The organism is Brevibacterium jeotgali, from assembly GCF_900169175.1.
In the GTDB taxonomy this organism is placed as follows: Bacteria; Actinomycetota; Actinomycetes; order Actinomycetales; family Brevibacteriaceae; genus Brevibacterium; species Brevibacterium jeotgali.
Map to the genome: position 1 here is coordinate 51,920 of NZ_FXZM01000004.1, position 16,955 is coordinate 68,874.

At 62.9% G+C, this 16,955-nt stretch carries 14 protein-coding genes; 7 read left to right on the forward strand and 7 right to left on the reverse strand.

Annotated features, from left to right (window positions below):
* Positions 1-19 precede the first annotated feature (19 nt).
* Positions 20-763, forward strand: a complete 744-nt coding sequence (locus tag BJEO58_RS04975) for a TetR/AcrR family transcriptional regulator (protein ID WP_101588275.1) — start codon at positions 20-22, stop codon at positions 761-763.
* Positions 764-769: 6 nt separating this feature from the next.
* On the opposite strand, the gene BJEO58_RS04980 is transcribed toward BJEO58_RS04975, so the two are convergent.
* The 7 genes from BJEO58_RS04980 to BJEO58_RS05010 all read right to left on the reverse strand — a co-directional run bounded on the left by BJEO58_RS04980 (position 770) and on the right by BJEO58_RS05010 (position 8,655).
* The gene (locus tag BJEO58_RS04980) at positions 770-1,660 is read right to left on the reverse strand and encodes an ABC transporter permease (protein WP_101588277.1); all 891 of its coding nucleotides are present in this window, start codon (positions 1,658-1,660) and stop codon (positions 770-772) included.
* Positions 1,660-2,604, reverse strand: a complete 945-nt coding sequence (locus BJEO58_RS04985; RefSeq protein WP_101588278.1) for an ABC transporter permease — start codon at positions 2,602-2,604, stop codon at positions 1,660-1,662. The genes BJEO58_RS04980 and BJEO58_RS04985 overlap by 1 nt, the downstream gene beginning before the upstream one ends.
* On the reverse strand, positions 2,601-3,473 hold the full coding sequence (locus tag BJEO58_RS04990; RefSeq protein ID WP_180951829.1) for an ATP-binding cassette domain-containing protein: 873 nt from the start codon (positions 3,471-3,473) through the stop codon (positions 2,601-2,603). Before BJEO58_RS04990 ends, BJEO58_RS04985 begins: the two co-directional genes overlap by 4 nt.
* Positions 3,470-4,501 carry an ABC transporter ATP-binding protein gene (locus BJEO58_RS04995; protein ID WP_180951830.1) on the reverse strand — a complete coding sequence of 344 codons (1,032 nt, stop codon included), beginning with the start codon at positions 4,499-4,501 and terminating at the stop codon, positions 3,470-3,472. The genes BJEO58_RS04990 and BJEO58_RS04995 overlap by 4 nt, the downstream gene beginning before the upstream one ends.
* A 21-nt stretch (positions 4,502-4,522) precedes the next feature.
* Positions 4,523-6,031 carry an ABC transporter substrate-binding protein gene (locus tag BJEO58_RS05000; protein WP_101588283.1) on the reverse strand — a complete coding sequence of 503 codons (1,509 nt, stop codon included), beginning with the start codon at positions 6,029-6,031 and terminating at the stop codon, positions 4,523-4,525.
* A 294-nt stretch (positions 6,032-6,325) separates the two neighbouring features.
* Complete coding sequence (locus tag BJEO58_RS05005; protein WP_101588285.1) at positions 6,326-7,414, reverse strand: restriction endonuclease PLD domain-containing protein; 1,089 nt, start codon at positions 7,412-7,414, stop codon at positions 6,326-6,328.
* Between the two features lie 47 nt (positions 7,415-7,461).
* Positions 7,462-8,655: a DNA cytosine methyltransferase gene (locus BJEO58_RS05010; protein ID WP_246075905.1), complete on the reverse strand. Its 1,194-nt coding sequence runs from the start codon at positions 8,653-8,655 to the stop codon at positions 7,462-7,464.
* Positions 8,656-9,041: 386 nt separating this feature from the next.
* Here BJEO58_RS05010 and BJEO58_RS05015 point away from each other — a divergent pair, with 386 nt between their 5' ends.
* The 6 genes from BJEO58_RS05015 to BJEO58_RS05040 are packed head-to-tail and all read left to right on the forward strand — an operon-like array spanning position 9,042 to position 16,657.
* Complete coding sequence (locus tag BJEO58_RS05015; RefSeq protein WP_101588287.1) at positions 9,042-11,681, forward strand: Z1 domain-containing protein; 2,640 nt, start codon at positions 9,042-9,044, stop codon at positions 11,679-11,681.
* On the forward strand, positions 11,678-12,661 hold the full coding sequence (locus BJEO58_RS05020) for a PD-(D/E)XK motif protein (protein ID WP_101588289.1): 984 nt from the start codon (positions 11,678-11,680) through the stop codon (positions 12,659-12,661). Before BJEO58_RS05015 ends, BJEO58_RS05020 begins: the two co-directional genes overlap by 4 nt.
* A gap of 16 nt (positions 12,662-12,677) precedes the next feature.
* Positions 12,678-14,609, forward strand: coding sequence for a hypothetical protein (locus BJEO58_RS05025; RefSeq protein WP_101588290.1), 1,932 nt, complete (start codon positions 12,678-12,680; stop codon positions 14,607-14,609).
* Entirely contained in the window at positions 14,606-15,505 is a 900-nt protein-coding gene (locus tag BJEO58_RS05030) for a hypothetical protein (protein ID WP_101588292.1), read from the forward strand. The genes BJEO58_RS05025 and BJEO58_RS05030 overlap by 4 nt, the downstream gene beginning before the upstream one ends.
* Positions 15,505-16,245 carry a DUF6339 family protein gene (locus tag BJEO58_RS05035; RefSeq protein ID WP_101588293.1) on the forward strand — a complete coding sequence of 247 codons (741 nt, stop codon included), beginning with the start codon at positions 15,505-15,507 and terminating at the stop codon, positions 16,243-16,245. Before BJEO58_RS05030 ends, BJEO58_RS05035 begins: the two co-directional genes overlap by 1 nt.
* Positions 16,238-16,657, forward strand: a complete 420-nt coding sequence (locus tag BJEO58_RS05040) for a very short patch repair endonuclease (RefSeq protein WP_101588568.1) — start codon at positions 16,238-16,240, stop codon at positions 16,655-16,657. Before BJEO58_RS05035 ends, BJEO58_RS05040 begins: the two co-directional genes overlap by 8 nt.
* Positions 16,658-16,955 lie beyond the last annotated feature (298 nt).

The window sequence follows — 16,955 nt, forward strand, 5'->3', positions numbered from 1 at the left end:
CAGGATTGAGGGAGGTCCGATGAAGCCACAGCCGATCCGCGATGTCGATTGGACCGCAGCCCGGGACATCCGCCGGGATCTGGAGTCGGAGACGAAGAGCGCCCTCGTCGCAGCCGCTCGCAGAGTCTTCTCCGCCAAGGGCTTCGACGCCGCGACGATCGGGGAGATCGCAGCAGCGGCCGATGTCTCCCGACCGACCTTCTACGTGTACTGCGCGACGAAGTCGGAGATGTTCCGCATCGTGGCGTCGCGTCTGCGCGACGAACTTCTCGAAGCGCATCACCATCCCCGGGAGGTCGCCGACGATCCGGTGCTGCTGTCCCGCGCCTCCGTCGAGGCGTTCATCGACCTCTTCGTCGAGAACATCGAACTGATGGACGAGGTCGCCAAACAGGCGCTGTCGGATCCTGTCATCGCAGAGCTGAACGACGACATCGTCGGCAAGCCCTACAGGCGGACCTACCGCCACATCATGCGGCTGCACGAGGCCGGCGTCGCGAATCCACTCGTCGAGGAGCACTACGTCGCGCGCCTCATGCGCACGGTGAACCTCGCTGCGGCTGCGGAGATCCGCACACGTCCCGAACTCCGCGGCTTCTACATCGATCAGGCGACCCTCGCGTACCTCGCGATGATCGGCTATTCGGGTGACACCTCCATGCTGAGCATCGACCCGGACGCAGAGCGTTCGGGTGAGGAGGGCGGGGACGGGACCGCGGCCGAGGCCCGGGCCGACTCTGCGCCCCCGGCCCCGGCCGAATAGCCGCCGTCACGTCCGGCGCTTGGGGTCCAGCCACTCCTGCGCCTCGTCGGCCATGATGTTCGCAGCGAAGACCATGAGTGCGATGGCGATGCCCGGGATGAGGATCGCCAGCGGCGCCTGGCTCATGAACGAGTAGGCGCGGGACAGCACTGCGCCCCAGGAGGACCCCGGTGCCTGCACGCCCAGCTGCAGGAAGCTCAGGCTCGCCTCTGCGAGCATCGCGTGGCCGAAGATCACCGAGGTCTGGACGATGACCGGCTGGATCATGTTCGGGACGATGTGCGGCAGGATCAGTCCCCGGAACCCCTTGGCGCCGAACGATCGCGCGGCCTCGACGTACGTCAGCTCTTTGACGCTGAGGGTCTGGGCCCGCGCGAGCCGTGCGATCGCGGGTGCGAGCACGATCCCGACGGCGAGCATCGCGTTCACGAGCCCGATCCCCATCGACGCGGTCACGCCGATCGCCAGCACGATCGCGGGGAAGGCGAGGAGGGTGTCGACGATCCGCATGAGGACGGTGTCGACCCAGCCTCCGAAGTAGCCTGCCGCGATCCCGACGGGCAGCCCGAGGACCAGTGCGACGAACACGGCGAAGAGTGAGGCGGCGATGGTCGCCTGACCGCCGGCGATCATGCGGGAGAGGATGTCCCGTCCCAGGTCGTCGGTGCCCAGCCAGTGCTGCCAGGACGGCCCTGCGAACACGGACGTGAGGTCCTGGACGGTGGGATCGTAGGGGGTGAGCCAGCGGCCTGCGATGAGCAGGACGAGGGCGATGAGCAGGATGGCGATGCTCACCCAGCGGACGATCGGCAGCTTCCGCGCCTTGGGACGTGTGGTCGACAGGGCGGCGCCGGCAGCGGAGCTCGGCGGCGGGGTCTTCATTGCAGTCGCACTCATCACTTGATCCTGGGGTCGATGACGCGGTAGAGGACGTCCACCACGAGGTTGGTGAAGATGACGAGGAGGGCCATGATGAGGACCACTCCCTGCACGACGAGGTATTCGCGCTGATTGGTCGCGGTGACGATGAGGGTGCCGAGCCCGGAGAGTCCGAACACCGTCTCGACGACGACCGCCCCGGACAGCAGTCGAGAGATCTGCAGTCCGACGATCGTGAGGAACGGCAGACTGGAGTTCTTCAGCGAATGCACCCAGAGGATGCGGTTCCACGGGATCCCCTTGGCCTTGTGCGTGCGCACGTGGTCGCTGGACAGGTCCTCGACCATGGCGCTGCGCACCTGACGACAGATCTCCGCTCCGCCGATCATGCCCAGCGCGATCGCAGGAAGGATCGTCGCGCGGATGGCGCCGATCGGGTCGGCGAGGAACAGTGGTCCGCCCGGTCCCGGCAGCCAGCCCAGCGAGATGCTGAACACGAGGATGAGCACCATGCCCAGCCAGAAGTTCGGGACCGCGAGACCGAGCGTCGCCGCAGTGGTGAGGAACCGGTCCAGACGTCCCCCGGAGCGCGAGGCGGAGATGATCCCGGTGGGCAGGCCGATGCCGATCGCGACGAGGAGCCCCATCGTCGTGAGGGTGAGTGTCACCGGCAGGCGTTCGAGGATCAGGCTCAGCACACCCTGTCCGGTCATGAACGATGCGCCGAGGTCGCCGGTGAAGATGCCGCCCAGCCAGCTCAGGTACTGGAGGATGAGCGGCTTGTCGAGACCCAGCTGAGCGCGGATCTCCGCCAGTCTTTCGGGGGTCGCGTACTCGCCGGCGATGGCGTTCGCGGGGTCGCCCGGGATGAGCCGGATGAGCAGGAAGACGATGAGTGTGGCGAGGATGATCGTGGGGATCATCGACAGGAGACGGCCTGTGACGACGGTGCCGACCTTCATGAGCGGGCCTCCTGCGCGGTCTGTGCAGCCTTGTCCGCTCGTTCTCTCTGCTGGCCGTCGACGGTGAGCTGGGATGCGAGCAGCGTCGTGGTGTACTCGTGCTGCGGGGAGGCCGTGATCTGCTCGGTCGTGCCCTCCTCGACCGTCTCGCCCAGGTACATCACGTGCATGCGATCACTGATGTGCGCGACGACGGACAGGTCGTGGCTGATGAAGACCAGTGCGAGGTCGAGCTTGTCGCGCAGGTCGCTGAGCAGGTTGAGGATCTCCGCCTGCAGCGCGACGTCGAGCGCGGCGACGGATTCGTCGCACACGAGGATCTTCGGTTCGACGATGAGTGCACGGGCGATGCATGCGCGCTGCTTCTGCCCGCCGCTCAGCTGATGGGGGAACCGCATGGCCTGGTCCATGCGCAGGCCGACGAGTGAGAGCATCTGCTCCGCACGCTCCTGCCGCTCGGACTTCGACCCGATGCCCAGCACCGTGAGGGGCTCGATGATGCTGGTGAGGATGCGGCGGCGCGGGTCGAGCGAGCTGTGCGGATCCTGGAAGACCATCTGCGCCGTCGTGCGGAACCTGCGCATCTGCGCGGCGGTGAGCCGGCTGATGTCCTGGCCCTCCCACTCGACGGTCCCGGATGACACGGGCACCAGGCCCAGCAGCGCGCGGGCGAGCGTCGACTTCCCAGAGCCCGATTCGCCGATCAGGCCGACCGATGAGCGCGGAGTGACGTCGATGCTCACTCCGGAGACCGCCTGGACGGTGCTCTTCCGGTTGAGCTTGAACTCGACGGATACATTGCGGGCGCGGATGATCGGCTCCGCGCTGTTCGCTGCCTCCCCGGTCGGGGCGGTGTGGACGGCGGTCATGGGCGGCCTCCTGAGTGTGCGGCGGCCGGCACGCCGATGCCCGCAGCCGATGCGAGGTCCGGTGCGATCGCGTCGATGCGCGCGCACCGGGTCAGCGAGCCGTTCGGGCCCGTCGCCAGTGGCGGGTGGGAATCTCGGCATTCGTCCATCGCGAAGGCGCAGCGGTCTGCGAACCAGCAGCCTTCCGGTTCCGTCCCGGGGACGGGCACCCGTCCGGGGATGGTCGTGAGCGTGGTCCCGCGCGTCTCGGGCCGGGGGAGGGCACCCAGCAGCGCGGCGGTGTAGGGGTGCTGGGGCGCGGACAGGACGGCGGACACGTCTCCCGTCTCCACGATCTCGCCGGCGTACATGGTCGCCATGCGATCGCAGATGTGGCTGACGACGCCGAGGTCGTGGGTGATGAAGAGGACCGAGGTGCCGGTCGCCTCGCAGGCTTCACGGATGAGGTCCAGCAGCTGGAGCTGCACCGTCGCATCGACGGCGGTGGTCGGCTCGTCTGCGATGAGCAGTTCCGGCCCGCACAGCAGGGCGATGGCGATGACGACGCGCTGTCGCATGCCTCCGGACAACTCGTGGGGATAGGAGTGGAAGCGAGCCGCTGGGTCGACGATGCCGACGGAGTCCAACATGTCGATGGACCGCTTCTTCGCCTCCTTCGCGGATATCCGGGTGTGTGCCCGGAGAGTCTCCGTGAGCTGGCTGCCGATCGTGAAGACCGGGTCGAGCGCCGTCATCGGCTCCTGGAACACCATGGACACCCGTGAACCGCGCAGCGAACGGTTGGCGCCTCTGCCGGTGCTGCCGCCCAGCAGCTCGTCGCCCTGCAGGCGGATCGAGCCGTCGATGTGCGCGGTCCGCGGGTCGAGCAGGCCCATGGTCGCCAGGGCGGTGACGGACTTGCCGCTCCCGCTCTCACCGACCAGGCCGAAGACCTCTCCGGGTTCGATGGTGAGGTCGATGCCCTTGACGATCGGGATCGTCGCGTCAGGATTCTTCGGGTCGGAGAAGGACACACTCATGTCGGACATGCTGAGCACGCTCATGGCATTTCACCCGGCTTCGATGACGTTGGTGAACTTCGGCTTGCCCAGCAGGTTCGGCTGGTAGCCCTGGATGTTCTTGTCGTATGCGACGATCGCGTCCTCGAAGACGAGCGGCATGAACGTCGAGAACTCGCGATCGAGTCGCCCGGCCTCCTTGAGGCTGTCTGCGCGGGCGTCGTTGTCGGTGTGCGTATTCGACTCCTCGACGGCTTCCTCGAGCCCTGGCGGGGCGACGCTGCCGGCGTTGTAGTAGCCGCTCGCCGCGAGCAGCTGTGCGTAGGTCTGTGCGGGGTCGGGCCTGCCCGTCCAGGCGGAGAGCAGCGCGGGATCGCGGTGCTCGTCGAAGTACTCCGTCGTCGACTGCACCAGTTCGCGCGGCTTCATCTGCACGGTGACGCCGACCTCTTTGAAGGAGTAGCGGAGGATCTCAGCGATGCGCACGGTGTTCGCGTCGTTGGGCAGGAGCATCGAGAATGACGCGTCCTCCGCCCCGGCTTCACTGAGAAGCTCACGGGCGCGCTCGGGGTCGTAGGGGTAGGCCGATTCCTCGTTGACGGATGCCCAGTGCGTCGCGGGCAGAAAGGTCGAAGCCGGTTGGGCATGGCCGAAGAATCCGACGTTCGCCAGCTGGTCGCGGTCGATCGCCAGGTTGAGTGCCTCGCGGACCCTCGGGTCGGACATCAGGTCATCGGAGAGGTCGAGGTAGACCATCCTCACGCGCATGCTGGGGTCTGCCTGGACGGTGATCTGCTCATTCAGAGCGAGTCCCTCGGCGTCGCCCGCGCCCACCTGGTAGGAGAAGTCCACCTGATTGGTGATGAGCGAATCGACACGCGTCTTGGGGTCGGTGAGAACGCGGAAGGTGAGGTTCGGTGAGACCTCGACCGATTCGTCCCAGTAGTCGTCATTGGCGGTGAGCTTCACCGCGCTGCCGCGGTTCCAGTCGAGGAACTCCCACGGGCCGGTGCCCACCGGTCGGGTCGCGAGGGTGTCGGGGTCCTCGAGCGAGGCCGGCGAGACCATCATGCCGGAGCGGTCGGAGAGGATCAGCGGCAGCGCCGAATCCGGTTCCGACAGCCTGATCTCCACGGTGTGGTCGTCCGTCGCGACGACGTCACTGATGGACGCGAGCTCGGATTGGAGGTTCGATCCCTCTGACCGAGAGCGTTCGAGATTCTTGACGACGGCGTCCGCGGTGAACTCCTCGCCGTCGTGGAAGGTCACGCCTTCCCGCAGCTCGAGTTCGAGCGTGTGCGGGTCGGTGTACTCCCAGCTCGTCGCCAGACCGGGGATCGGCTCCGTCGTCTCCGGCTCGAAGTCGATGAGGGTGTCGTAGACGGGGTACAGGAAGACGTGGTCGGTTCCTGCGTTGCCCATGGCGGGATCGAACGACGACAGATCCGACGACATGGCGACGGTCAGTTCATTGAGACGCGTCTGTGCTGACGCGGATCCGCACGCGGTGAGCAGCAGACAGCAGAACAGGACTGTGCTCCGTGAGAGCCATGCTGGCATGTGTGTACTCCTTGGCTTCGTTGCCGTGGTACGGCTCACAGTAACGACGGTTGACGCGGGCGTCAACCGCAAATTGACGTCGATGTCAATCGAGTTTGGGGAGGACCGGGGAGGGCAGATGCTCTAGGCGTGGGTGGCGCGAATTCCGGTGTCGCCGGCGTCGCATACTCAATTCGGGCCGAAGCGGTCGACTGATCGAGGAGCGGCAACGGCCGGCGGATCTATGCCGGTGGCAACTCGGACCGACGCGAGATCGCGACGCATGTGTCGCAACGGTGTGATCGGAGGGTCTCGTCAGGACGATTCGTCCCGCGTCTCCAGGATCCTCTGCGCTTCCTCGTCGACGGAGGATGAGAGGGGATGGAAGTCGAAGAAGTACTCACCATTCGGGTTCTTCTTGGCGGTTATGTGGGTTCGTCCATATCTGATAAGTGCTTCTATGTCGATTCGAGCCCCCGGTGACACTCGCAGCCTCTTGCGCAGGTAGCGTCCGAACTCCGAGTTCGACGGAAGGGTTGTGAGATCCTTGCCGGAGGGCTCCGACCCGCTGGCGCCGCGCATCACCATAGATGTTCCGTCATCCCACATGACGGTGAATGGAGTGTTCTTCGGCGGGAAGAAGTCGCTTCGTCCGATGTCGGCAGGAATTGCTACGTACGCTTCATCCTGCGAGGCGCGCGACTTTCGCCGTCCCCAGTTCACGCCCGCACCGTCGGCGTACGACTGCTTCCGCATGCGGCTGTACAGGTAAAATTCATGCGATTCGGTGAACGATGCTGGGTCGGCCTTCTCGTATTCCGCTGCCCAATTGGAGTCTGCAGTTTCAGGGAACGAGATGTATTCGTCGACCTCTGGGTCGTTGCAGTCGATGGACGTGGCTGTCCTGATATCTACATATTCGCCCGCTGTTGTGGGATCGACCGAGTGCAGGACGTTCTCTTGCGTGTTGCCGCCGATCCCCAAGCCGGGATTCGTGAAATTTGCGGAGCCCGAGAACGCGGATATCGGTTGTCCTGCCAGATCCCGCCAGACGTAGACCTTTGAGTGGATGGGCCGCTGCGCTGAACGTGAGGGGTATCTGATGTCCAACTGGCCACCGAGACGAGCGCTCCAGGCCAAGAAGCTTTCGTGCTGACCTCGAGACACACCGCCCGCCGTTGCCATCCCTGCAATCGCTCGGACGCTGATTCCCGGTGTACTGCGCTTTGAGCCCTGAGGCAGGGAGCTCGGTACGTGTCCCTGATGCAAGCACCATAGTGCAGCGCTGACCGAGAGGTATCCCGTGACGACGTCAAGATGGGATGCGCCCTGAGGTGGGGTGAGAATCGCCGAGGCCAAGTCTTCTATGAGCACTGAGATGCCCCTTCCCATTGCATGAGGCATTAGACCGCATCACTGCTGGCGTCTTCTGACAGGTTACCTGAGAAAAGTCATACAACCGCGAATGACGGATTGACCCATTCGTACTCCTCGCCCGCGAAGGATCGGAGCACCGCTTCGAGGATGATCTGTGCACCGCGGACCGGTACCGCCATCCCGATCTGCTTCCTCACCGACTCCTTTGAGCCGCAGAACTCGAACGAGTCGGGGAACGTCTGCAGGCGTGCCCGTTCGCGATTGGTCAGGGCTCGTGGTTCCCCCCAGTGATACACATGTGTGCCGCCTCCGCCGGAGCCCGTCACCGTGTAGCTGGGCTTATCGGGATGAAGGCGTTTGTAGATCTGGGAGATTCGGGTCCGGGTGTTGATCTGAAGACGTTCAGGGAGATCCGCAGTGAAAGCATTCTCTCCGGGCTGAATGAGGTTGAGTCGCTCTATCACGTTGGCCGACTGGCGTGTGAGCTCCTGATTGGGGGCTGACGCCGGGATTTCCGAGAGCGCAGTGCGGGTGGACACGTCGACGTCGGCGTACGGGGCAGGCGACGGAACTCTGAAGTTCTTGTCCAGATCATCGCGGATTCCAACAATTATGATCCGGTGGCGCGCCTGAGGCACCCCGTACTGCTCGAACTTGTAGAGATGGGGCGTCAGACGATACCCCGCAGCCCTCATGTCCTTGAGGATCTGTTTGAAAGCCTCGCCCTCCTTGTTCGAAGAGAGCCCTCCTACGTTCTCTGCGATGAAGACGGCCGGCTGGAAGCGATCCAGCGCCTTAATCCCGTATGTGTACAGCGGACCGAACTCTCCGTCGAAGCCCTTCTTCTCGCCCACCTGTGAGAAGTCGTTGCAGGGGAATCCGAACGCGAGGGCATCTATGCTTCCGCGGGCGGCGAGGTCGTCATAGTTGAGCGTCCGAATGTCACCGTGGAGTACGCTCGGCGAGTTCTCCCTGCCAACGACATTCTGAGAGTACGTTCGGCACGTATCCCGGTCGAAGTCGTTGGACCACTGGTGCACGAAGCGGTATTCCTCATCATCGATCCGCGCCTGCAGTGCTCCCATCCCGAGGCCCCCCGGTCCACTGAAGAGCTCTCCGAGCCTGAAATCTCTGCGTCGGGAATCCTCCGTGGTTCGTTCGGCTGGCACGCGGTGCGGCACTACTGCCTGTTCGGCGGCTGCGAGGCTTGCTTCCAATGCCAGCTGCTTCTCTCGAAGCTCACGGGACTGCGAGTCGTGTGTGATCACCTGTCGTGTGCTCCTTGCCTGTGTGGTCGGCGTGCGCCCCGTTTCCTCACAGTGGCGGTGCGTCGCGATCGTGACCATACACGAGGCCACAGACATAAGCAGCTCGCGAGAAGGGACCTGCATCTAGTCCACGGATCCCATGCTCGAGCCGATGGTCGTGAGGTTGCAGCGGTGACATGAGGCAGATCCCCGGTCTGTGCGCATCACTGCGAAAAAGTCCGCTCCTGGCCCCGGATGAGGCGTGAGGGGCATCCGAGCAGATTCGTAGAGAGATTCGCGCAACTTCAACTTACGTACGATCTCTGAGAGTGATTCGTGGTTAGCATGACAGTGCACGGTCGAACGAAAGAGGAAAATTGGGCGCTTACTCGGAATCAGTCCGGTCGATGATCGACAATGCTCGCCGGGCGAATCGCCTCTCGTTCGACGAGGCGGTCCTGCAGACCAGGGAGCAGCTGAGACTCCTCCAGCCGGCCGCGCTCGAGGATCTGGATGCGCTCGTGGCCGAGCATGAGGCTGAAGTCGCCCATGCGACGAAGCTCTCGGAGAAGTCGACCTCTTTCGTCAAGGACGACATTGCACGCGGGTGGTACACCCCGCATACGCGGCCGGATGGTGTTTGGGAGAAGCTCCGTAACCGGATGTCCCATGGTGGTCTGGCCGACGCCGTTGGCTCTATCGATGAGTCGAGCGATGCCATCGTGGCGCATCTCGCCGAGCCGAACGTCTCTGACGATCTGCGGAAGGGTCTGGTAATCGGGAACGTCCAGTCAGGTAAGACCGCAAACTATGCCGCGGTGATCGCTAAAGCGCTGGATGAGGGATACAAACTGGTCATCGTCATGTCCGGAGTCCATTCGAACCTCCGAAGGCAGACTCAGCGTCGGCTCGAAAGAGATCTCGGGACTGACGAGGACAATGCGGATTGGTTCCGCCTCACGTCGGTCGACGGCGATATCGGTCGGGCGGACATCAAGAACGCCGCGAACATCGTCGATACCAACAGCCGCACGATCGCGGTCGTCAAGAAGAACTCGCGCAGGCTGAGCAATCTGCGCGACTTCCTCCGCGCCGTCGATCCGGGAACCATGCAGCGGACGCCCATCCTGATCATCGATGACGAGTCGGATCAGGCGACTCCCGATGCGTCGACAGACAGTGCCGAGTCACCGACGGCGATCAATCTTCGGATGCGAGAGATCTGGGACGAAGTCAGCAACGGTACGTACGCCGGTTACACCGCGACACCCTTCGCGAACGTCTTCATGGACCCCGCTGAGGCTGGGGATCTCTATCCGTCCAATTTCCTATCGGTGATGCCGACGCCGGACACGTACTTCGGCGCTGAGCGGCTGTTCGGACTTTCAGACGCATCGATAGAGGCTCCGGACGTGATTCGGTATATAGCTGACGCGGAGCTCGAGCACCTCCTCCCACGGACAGCCAAGGACGCAGCTGACTTCGAACCGCAGGTGACTGAGTCGCTTGCAGAGGCGATCCGATGGTTCATCGTCGCAGCGGCGGTCCGTCGGATTCGAGGACAGGCGACTAAGCACTCGACGATGCTCATTCATACGACGCATCGCGTCGACCCCCACTTCCTCATGCGCGATGAAGTGAATCGTTTCCTGAAGCCGCTCCAAGACGAGGCGCTGGATGGGGAGACGGACTCGTTCTACGACGTCTTCCACGCAGAGATGAACCGAGCCGCTGAGCTGGACACAGGCGATGGCCCTGCGCCTACCTGGCCGAGTGTGAAGGCTGAGATCCCGAATGTGCTCCGCACGCTGAAGGTCGCTGTCGACAACGGCTCAGCGGACGAATCAGAGAGACTCGACTACGAGACCGACCCCGCTCAGACGGTGATCGTGATCGGCGGAGGGACTCTGTCTCGTGGACTGACACTCGAAGGCCTGTTCGTCTCCTTCTTCACTCGCACGTCGAACACGTACGACACTCTCCTCCAGATGGGTCGCTGGTTCGGCTACCGGGCGGGATACGAGGACCTGCAGCGCATCTGGGTCAGCCCCGGGCTGGATAGCGACTATCGCTTTCTCGCGGCGGTTGAGTCGGATCTCCGCGTGGAGGTTGAGCGGATGGCTGCCGGGGGCCTCACACCCAGCCAGATCGGGCTCAGGATCCGACAGCATCCCGGCCGGCTTCAGGTCACATCGAAGAACAAGATGAGGCACGTCGAGGAGGTCGAAGTGGACTTCGAGGGGCAGCAGTTCCAGACGACCAAGTTCGACGTCTCCGATCCGGACGCGCTTCTCGAATCAGCATCGTCCGTGCGTCAGTTCCTCTCCGGGCTGGCCTCATACGGTGCGGATCGCGCCGAGGATTCCGGGGCTGTGCTCTTCGACGGCGTGGAGGCTTCGAAGGTTCTCGGTTTTCTCGAGTCGTTCTCAGCACACGACGACCTTGAGGATCTTCTTGCCGGCGCGGTTCAGTGGACCAGGGAGAAGTTGCCGGAGCGGCCGTGGAATGTCGTTCTGGCGAACGGGTCGACAAGGGAAGAGTACCGGGTGGGTGATGTGACGGTGCATGCGGTGAATCGTGCTCCCCTCGCTGCGAATGAAGGAGGTTTCGGCGATCCGACGGTCAATATCCGAGCGCTGATGAGCGCGGGAGACCTGGTTTCCGATCTCGCGATTATGGGCCGGCTGAGTGGCAGTGACAGGCACCAGTTGACGAACAAGCGGCAGAAAGCGCTCCGAGCTCAGAAGGGTGTCGGAGATGGTCGCGGCCTACTCGTGCTGTATCCGATCAGCCGGTCATCCACTTCGTCGAGCAGGACGCGCCAGAAGATGGCGGACGTACTCGGCGCGGTCGATCCACGGCTGGTATCTCCGAATGAGCCTCCGATATTCGGCATCGGTCTCGTGACCCCGTTCGACGTGGACGGAGTCATCAGGAACAAGGGAAGCTATGTCGCAGTCCGTCCCCCCTATACGGATGATCCGGAGGACAGCGAGACGGAGACGATCATTGACGACGAACGAGATTTCGACGGTGGTTCAGCATGAGTGTTCGGGCGACGATTCAGCAGGCCCGCACCTTCGGCTCCATCCTGGGGGAGCGCGAGGCGCGCATTGCCCCATCTCCCGGACATGCAGACGGAAGCCGTGCGTGGTTCGGGACTGACTCCCAAGAGCGTCCTGTCGCCTACTTCGAGATCGGGGACCAGGCGCTGTCTCCGTTCGCAGTGAGCCAAGTCATTGACGTCGCTCCTGTTGAGACCGTGATCGAGGGCCAGCCGGAGGACGTCCGCGCGGCAAAGGTCACCTGCAGGGATTCGCGGCTGGACGATGTATTCATAGCTTTCATGGACGACGTGACGTCACAGCTGGGAGAGCGGAGCGCCGTCGACGTGCTGTTGAACTCTGCAGCAGAGTGGAGGAACCTGCTCCGTGTCGTGAAACATGGGCTCAGTGACTCGGCGGCTGCGGGGCTCTACGGAGAACTGCGCTTCTTGGAGGAGCTGGTTCACCATTGCGGTGCCCAGGTGATCGAGACGTGGCAGCGTGACGGTCAGGACGTGCACGATTTCATCGCCGACCGCATACGGGTCGAGGTGAAGACGTCCTCCTTTCAGAATCGTCAGGCTGTCTCGATCCACGGTCTGAAGCAGCTCGAAGTTCCGGTGACGGCTCCCCTCATCCTTGCCGTCGCCGAGATCGAGAAGCACGGCGACGGTGAGACGATCGACAGTGTCGTAGACCGCATCCTCGACGCAGGAGTGCCAATCGACTCCTTCTCCCAGAAATTGGAGGCTGCGGGATTCGTTCGAGGAATGAGCTCACTCGACGACGGGCTGACATTCTCGCTGGTCTCGTGGCGCTACTGGGAGATCGCGCGCCAGTCGCCTGTCCTCTCGACGCACACAGTCGGATCAGAAGTGGCGACAGCGATCAGCGATGTTCAGTACACGCTCAATCTGGCCGCGCTCGCAGGTGGCACTCCGGAGTTCGACTGGACGGCGTTTCGCTCCGGTTCGAATCTGTGACCATGAGGAGGTCTCCTTGACACGACTCAAGATCTATTCGAAGCCCCGCGGTGCGGGGGATCAGACCAGTGGTGGTCGCGGCAAGCTCCTGCGGTCAGCGTCCGACCTCACTCGAGTCCAGGTCCTCGTCCGTGAGACACTCCAGAATTCCTGGGACGCGAAGCTCGATGAGTGGGTTCCGGCATACGGCGTCTATGTCCGAAAGCCCTCCGCTGAGGCCAAGCGGACTCTTGCCGAAGATGTATTCACGGAAGTGCCGCCCTCTCTGGAGGTGCTCCGCACGAGCCTTGCGCATCCAGAGACGCGCGTCATGGAGATCTACGACCGCGGAACGACAGGTTTGGACGGACCGGTCCATGCTGGCGAAGCAACGGATCCGGGGGCTCCGAACAACTTCAACTCCTTCGTCTTCGACATCGGAACGACGAAATCCGACGGCAGTGCCGGTGGAACTTTCGGGTTCGGCAAGACGGCCACCTTCGAAGTCTCCCATGCCCACAGTGTCGTCTACTGTTCGGTCTGCAAGAACGATGAGGGTCAGGTGGAGCACCGACTAATCGCGTCTGCATTGCATGACCCGTATGACGAGGACGGCGCTCGCTTCACTGGTGCTCACTGGTGGGGCGACCCGAACCACGATGAGATCGTGCCGCTGCGAGGCGACGAAGCGCGCGCGATCGGAGAACGCCTCTTCCAGACGTCGTTCAGCGACGAGGATGAAGAGACCGGTACATCGATCCTGGTCATCGACCCCGAAGTGCGGGTAAGTCTTAGGGACGAGTCCGCGACTGAGCGCGTTCAAGTGCATGATGAAGTACTCGAGGATCTGCTCGTCGACGAAGTGGTGAAGTCGCTGGCGGAGAACGCCTGGCCGAAGGCGATCAGCACCGGCGGCGAGTTTCCGCCGATGATCTTCCACGTCTACAAGCGCGATGAGGAGATCGAAGTTGCCGAGATCATTCGTGAGGGGTTCGACCGGTACGCCGCATCTCTTACTGAAGTGCGTGAACAGCTGAGTCAGCTGGAAGGGGATGCTCCGCCTCGGTCCCTCCAGATCCTGAAGGAGAAGCTGGAGCCCATCACGCTTCGTCCGGCCCGATCCTTCACAGAATCGCGTGAGACCTTCTTCGGAGACCGACGGGACAATGTCGCTGGTTACCTCCATCTGATGATCACTCTGGATGAGTCCACCGGATGCAAGCCAGGCGACCGCCGCGCACTCTCAGCACCGAAGAACAGGCTCTGTCTCATGCGCTCGGGTCCTGAATTGGTCGTGTACTACTACCCGGTCGTTGACGTTGAGTTACCTGGGCTGCAATGGACTGGAGTATTCAAACCGACGCCGGAATGCGATCACCACTTCGCGTCGTCGGAGCCCCCCACACATGACACCTGGACACCGAACACCGCGGACACAGAGGTGTCTGCGTATATGGTCCGCAGGACATTGGACGCGATCAAGAAGAAGACGAGGACATTCCTCGAGGTGCAGAAGGTCGAACAGAGCGCGGAGAGCCGCTCGGTGCGAGATGTCGCGAATGCGCTCAGAGGATTCGTGCCGCTCGGGCGTCAGGAGCCCGGGCCCGAACGGGAAACGTCAGGGCGCAAACCGTCGAGGCGCCGGACAGCGGCTGCGTCGGCGAGGCCACGAGTCGAGGTAATCGACTATCATGCGGCTCCGGATGGGCACGGTTTCACCGTGCAGTTCCACTTGGAGGCGTCGACCGATGCGCAGTACGTTGTGCGCGCGAAGCCCGCGGCGCAGACGGCTGACGGATCGATGCTCCTTGAAGACAGAGAATACTCAGTGACGTGGAGCGGCGCCGATCCATCGCGACCGCGTCATCGTGAAGCCGTCTATCGCGGTGGAGCGCAGGGGGAACTGAAGATCAATACTCTGTCAGCGATTGCGCTGGACCTCGCGATCGACCTGGAGGAGGCTTCATGACCGGAATCAAGCTGTATCCCTATCCTCGGATCGACGAGGCTGTGGAATGGTCTGAGGTATCCATCGCAGTCGATGGTCACTCTGTCGAGCACGATGAGCTGGCCGATCGGTGGGACGCGCACTCGACCATCACCCTTTCGGTGACGGCAACAGTGCCATTGGCTCAATTCAGGAAGAACTCGTCAACTGCGCCTGTCCTCACGCTCACAGCCGGGTGCTACAGCACTGCTGAGTCAGTCGCCGCTCGTTCTCAGTTCGTCCTCGGGGCAACAAGGGCGAGCGCATCGGCACAGGTCTCGATGGGCGGCGCGAAGATCGCCCAGCAACTAGAAGTCAAGGCGACGTTGACGGTCCCGTTCGGCGACGAGAAGTGGCTTGAGCGTCGAGTCATCGCCCAGCGGCGACCGGAGAAGATCAACCTGGATTCCGAACTCTCGGGCTTCCCGACGTCGGCGGTCTCCTTCAAAGATAATAATTGGAGAGAAGCCCCGTGGATGATCGACATCAGTGCAGTCGATCTTACGGACCCGTTCATGCATTCAATCCGCCTTACTCTGAACCTTGACTACCCGCGCGTGGTCGAACTTGTCGAAGGCAGAGCGGAGCAGTACGTCGAGATGGCGCTTGAAGCGGCGATTATCCGGGCACTGCTTCAGACTGCTCGACGACTGGCCGATGAGTCGACGAGAGGTGAGGTGGACGAGTACGGGCGAGATGATGCCGTCACGCGAGCGATCGAAGAGTTCCCCGATTCGATCGCCGCGGCCGCCGAGAAGACCAGCCGTCAGTATCTGAATCTGCCACTCGGATCGGTGATCTCGCGACTGCGCTCCCGCCCAGAGGGAGTGGAGACACTCATACTCAACGCTACTCAAGCGCTCAAGGAGAAGCGGTGATGTCCTACTGCCTCTATCCTCGGCTGTCCGCCGAGCGCGCTTCGGCGCAGCGCGGGAGACTCCTTTCAGGTGACGCTGCATTCGACGCGTCATTGCTGGAGGAGTCGCTCACCGACGTTTCAGCATTCCCACCGACGGGCGGGCGACGAATCACGGACGAGGATCTCCATCGTCTCCGAGAGAAGTGCACCGCGGAGCTTGGGCTCCCCTGGCCAAGCGGAGTGCGAACTGACGATGAGCTTGACTTGCGAATCGGTCGCGTGCTGTACGAGGAGTCAGTGGGCTCTGCCGGCGAGTTCGGTAACGCACAGGTATGGGACTTCCTTACGCTCATCCTATTGCCTGATCTTGCGCTCGAACGATTCCCGAGAGAGGGAAAAGGGGCGATCGCCCGTCTGACCGGAGGAAACCGACGGCATGTGTTCCAACGGCTCTGGCGCCGGTGGAGAGTATTCGGAGCGGACATAGTCCAGGCTCGGGAGCTTACTGAGGATGACTACGTCGCACTGCTGGAGCGGCGGCTCACCGGCCAGAACCGAACATTGGCAGTCAAGACCGTCAGAGAGATCCAGAACAGCGGTCGGTCGGGCCAGTCGCGCCGTGAGTTCACCCGTGTTTTCATGCGCCAACTCGTTCAGGTCTCCGGACTTGTGGAGATGGGAGACGGTGAACCGGATCACCTCGACGCGCTGTTCATGCACGTCGGAGAGGTGACTGAGCGTGCACTCGCTGGTGGGTGATTCCTGGGCCTCGTCCGAAGGGGCGCGGCTGACGATGAAGGCGAATAGGCGCCGTGATACCCAGCCTGAGCTGCGGATCAGGCGAATCCTCCATTCGCGGGGTCTGCGCTACCGGGCTGACTTTGCTCCGGGTGAGGACCGGAGGAGACGAGCGGACATCGTCTTCACTCGCGCCCGCATCGCGGTGTTCGTGGATGGATGTTTCTGGCATGGTTGCCCCGAACACTTCATTCCGCCCAAGTCGAACCCCGACTACTGGGGATCGAAGATCGAGAAGAACCGTCGCCGTGATGCAGAGACGACTGCCCACCTTCGGGATGCCGGTTGGACTGTAATGCGCTTCTGGGAGCACGAAGATCCTGCGGCCGCGGCAGAGGCGATCATTGACGCGTGGACTGTGCGAAGACGGTGATTTGGCAATGATGCGCCAGACGGGCACACGGTCCGAGCCGGGTGCTCGAAGTGTGCAGCAGTATTCCCCGCGTTCGTGTCCCTCGTGGTCATGCCCCATATCGCTGTGCTCATGACCGTCGCCCGATTGACCTGCCCTCTCGCTGAGCGCTCGACTCGTCACCGTAATCTCATGGGGCACTTGCTTCAGCTCCACAGAGTCGACCATGGCCTCGGCGCCGACATCTGCCATTCGTCAGGTCCACGCTGTGCGTAGTCTTCGTCTCCGGTTCCGTCACGTAGGAGAGCTCCTCGCTCAC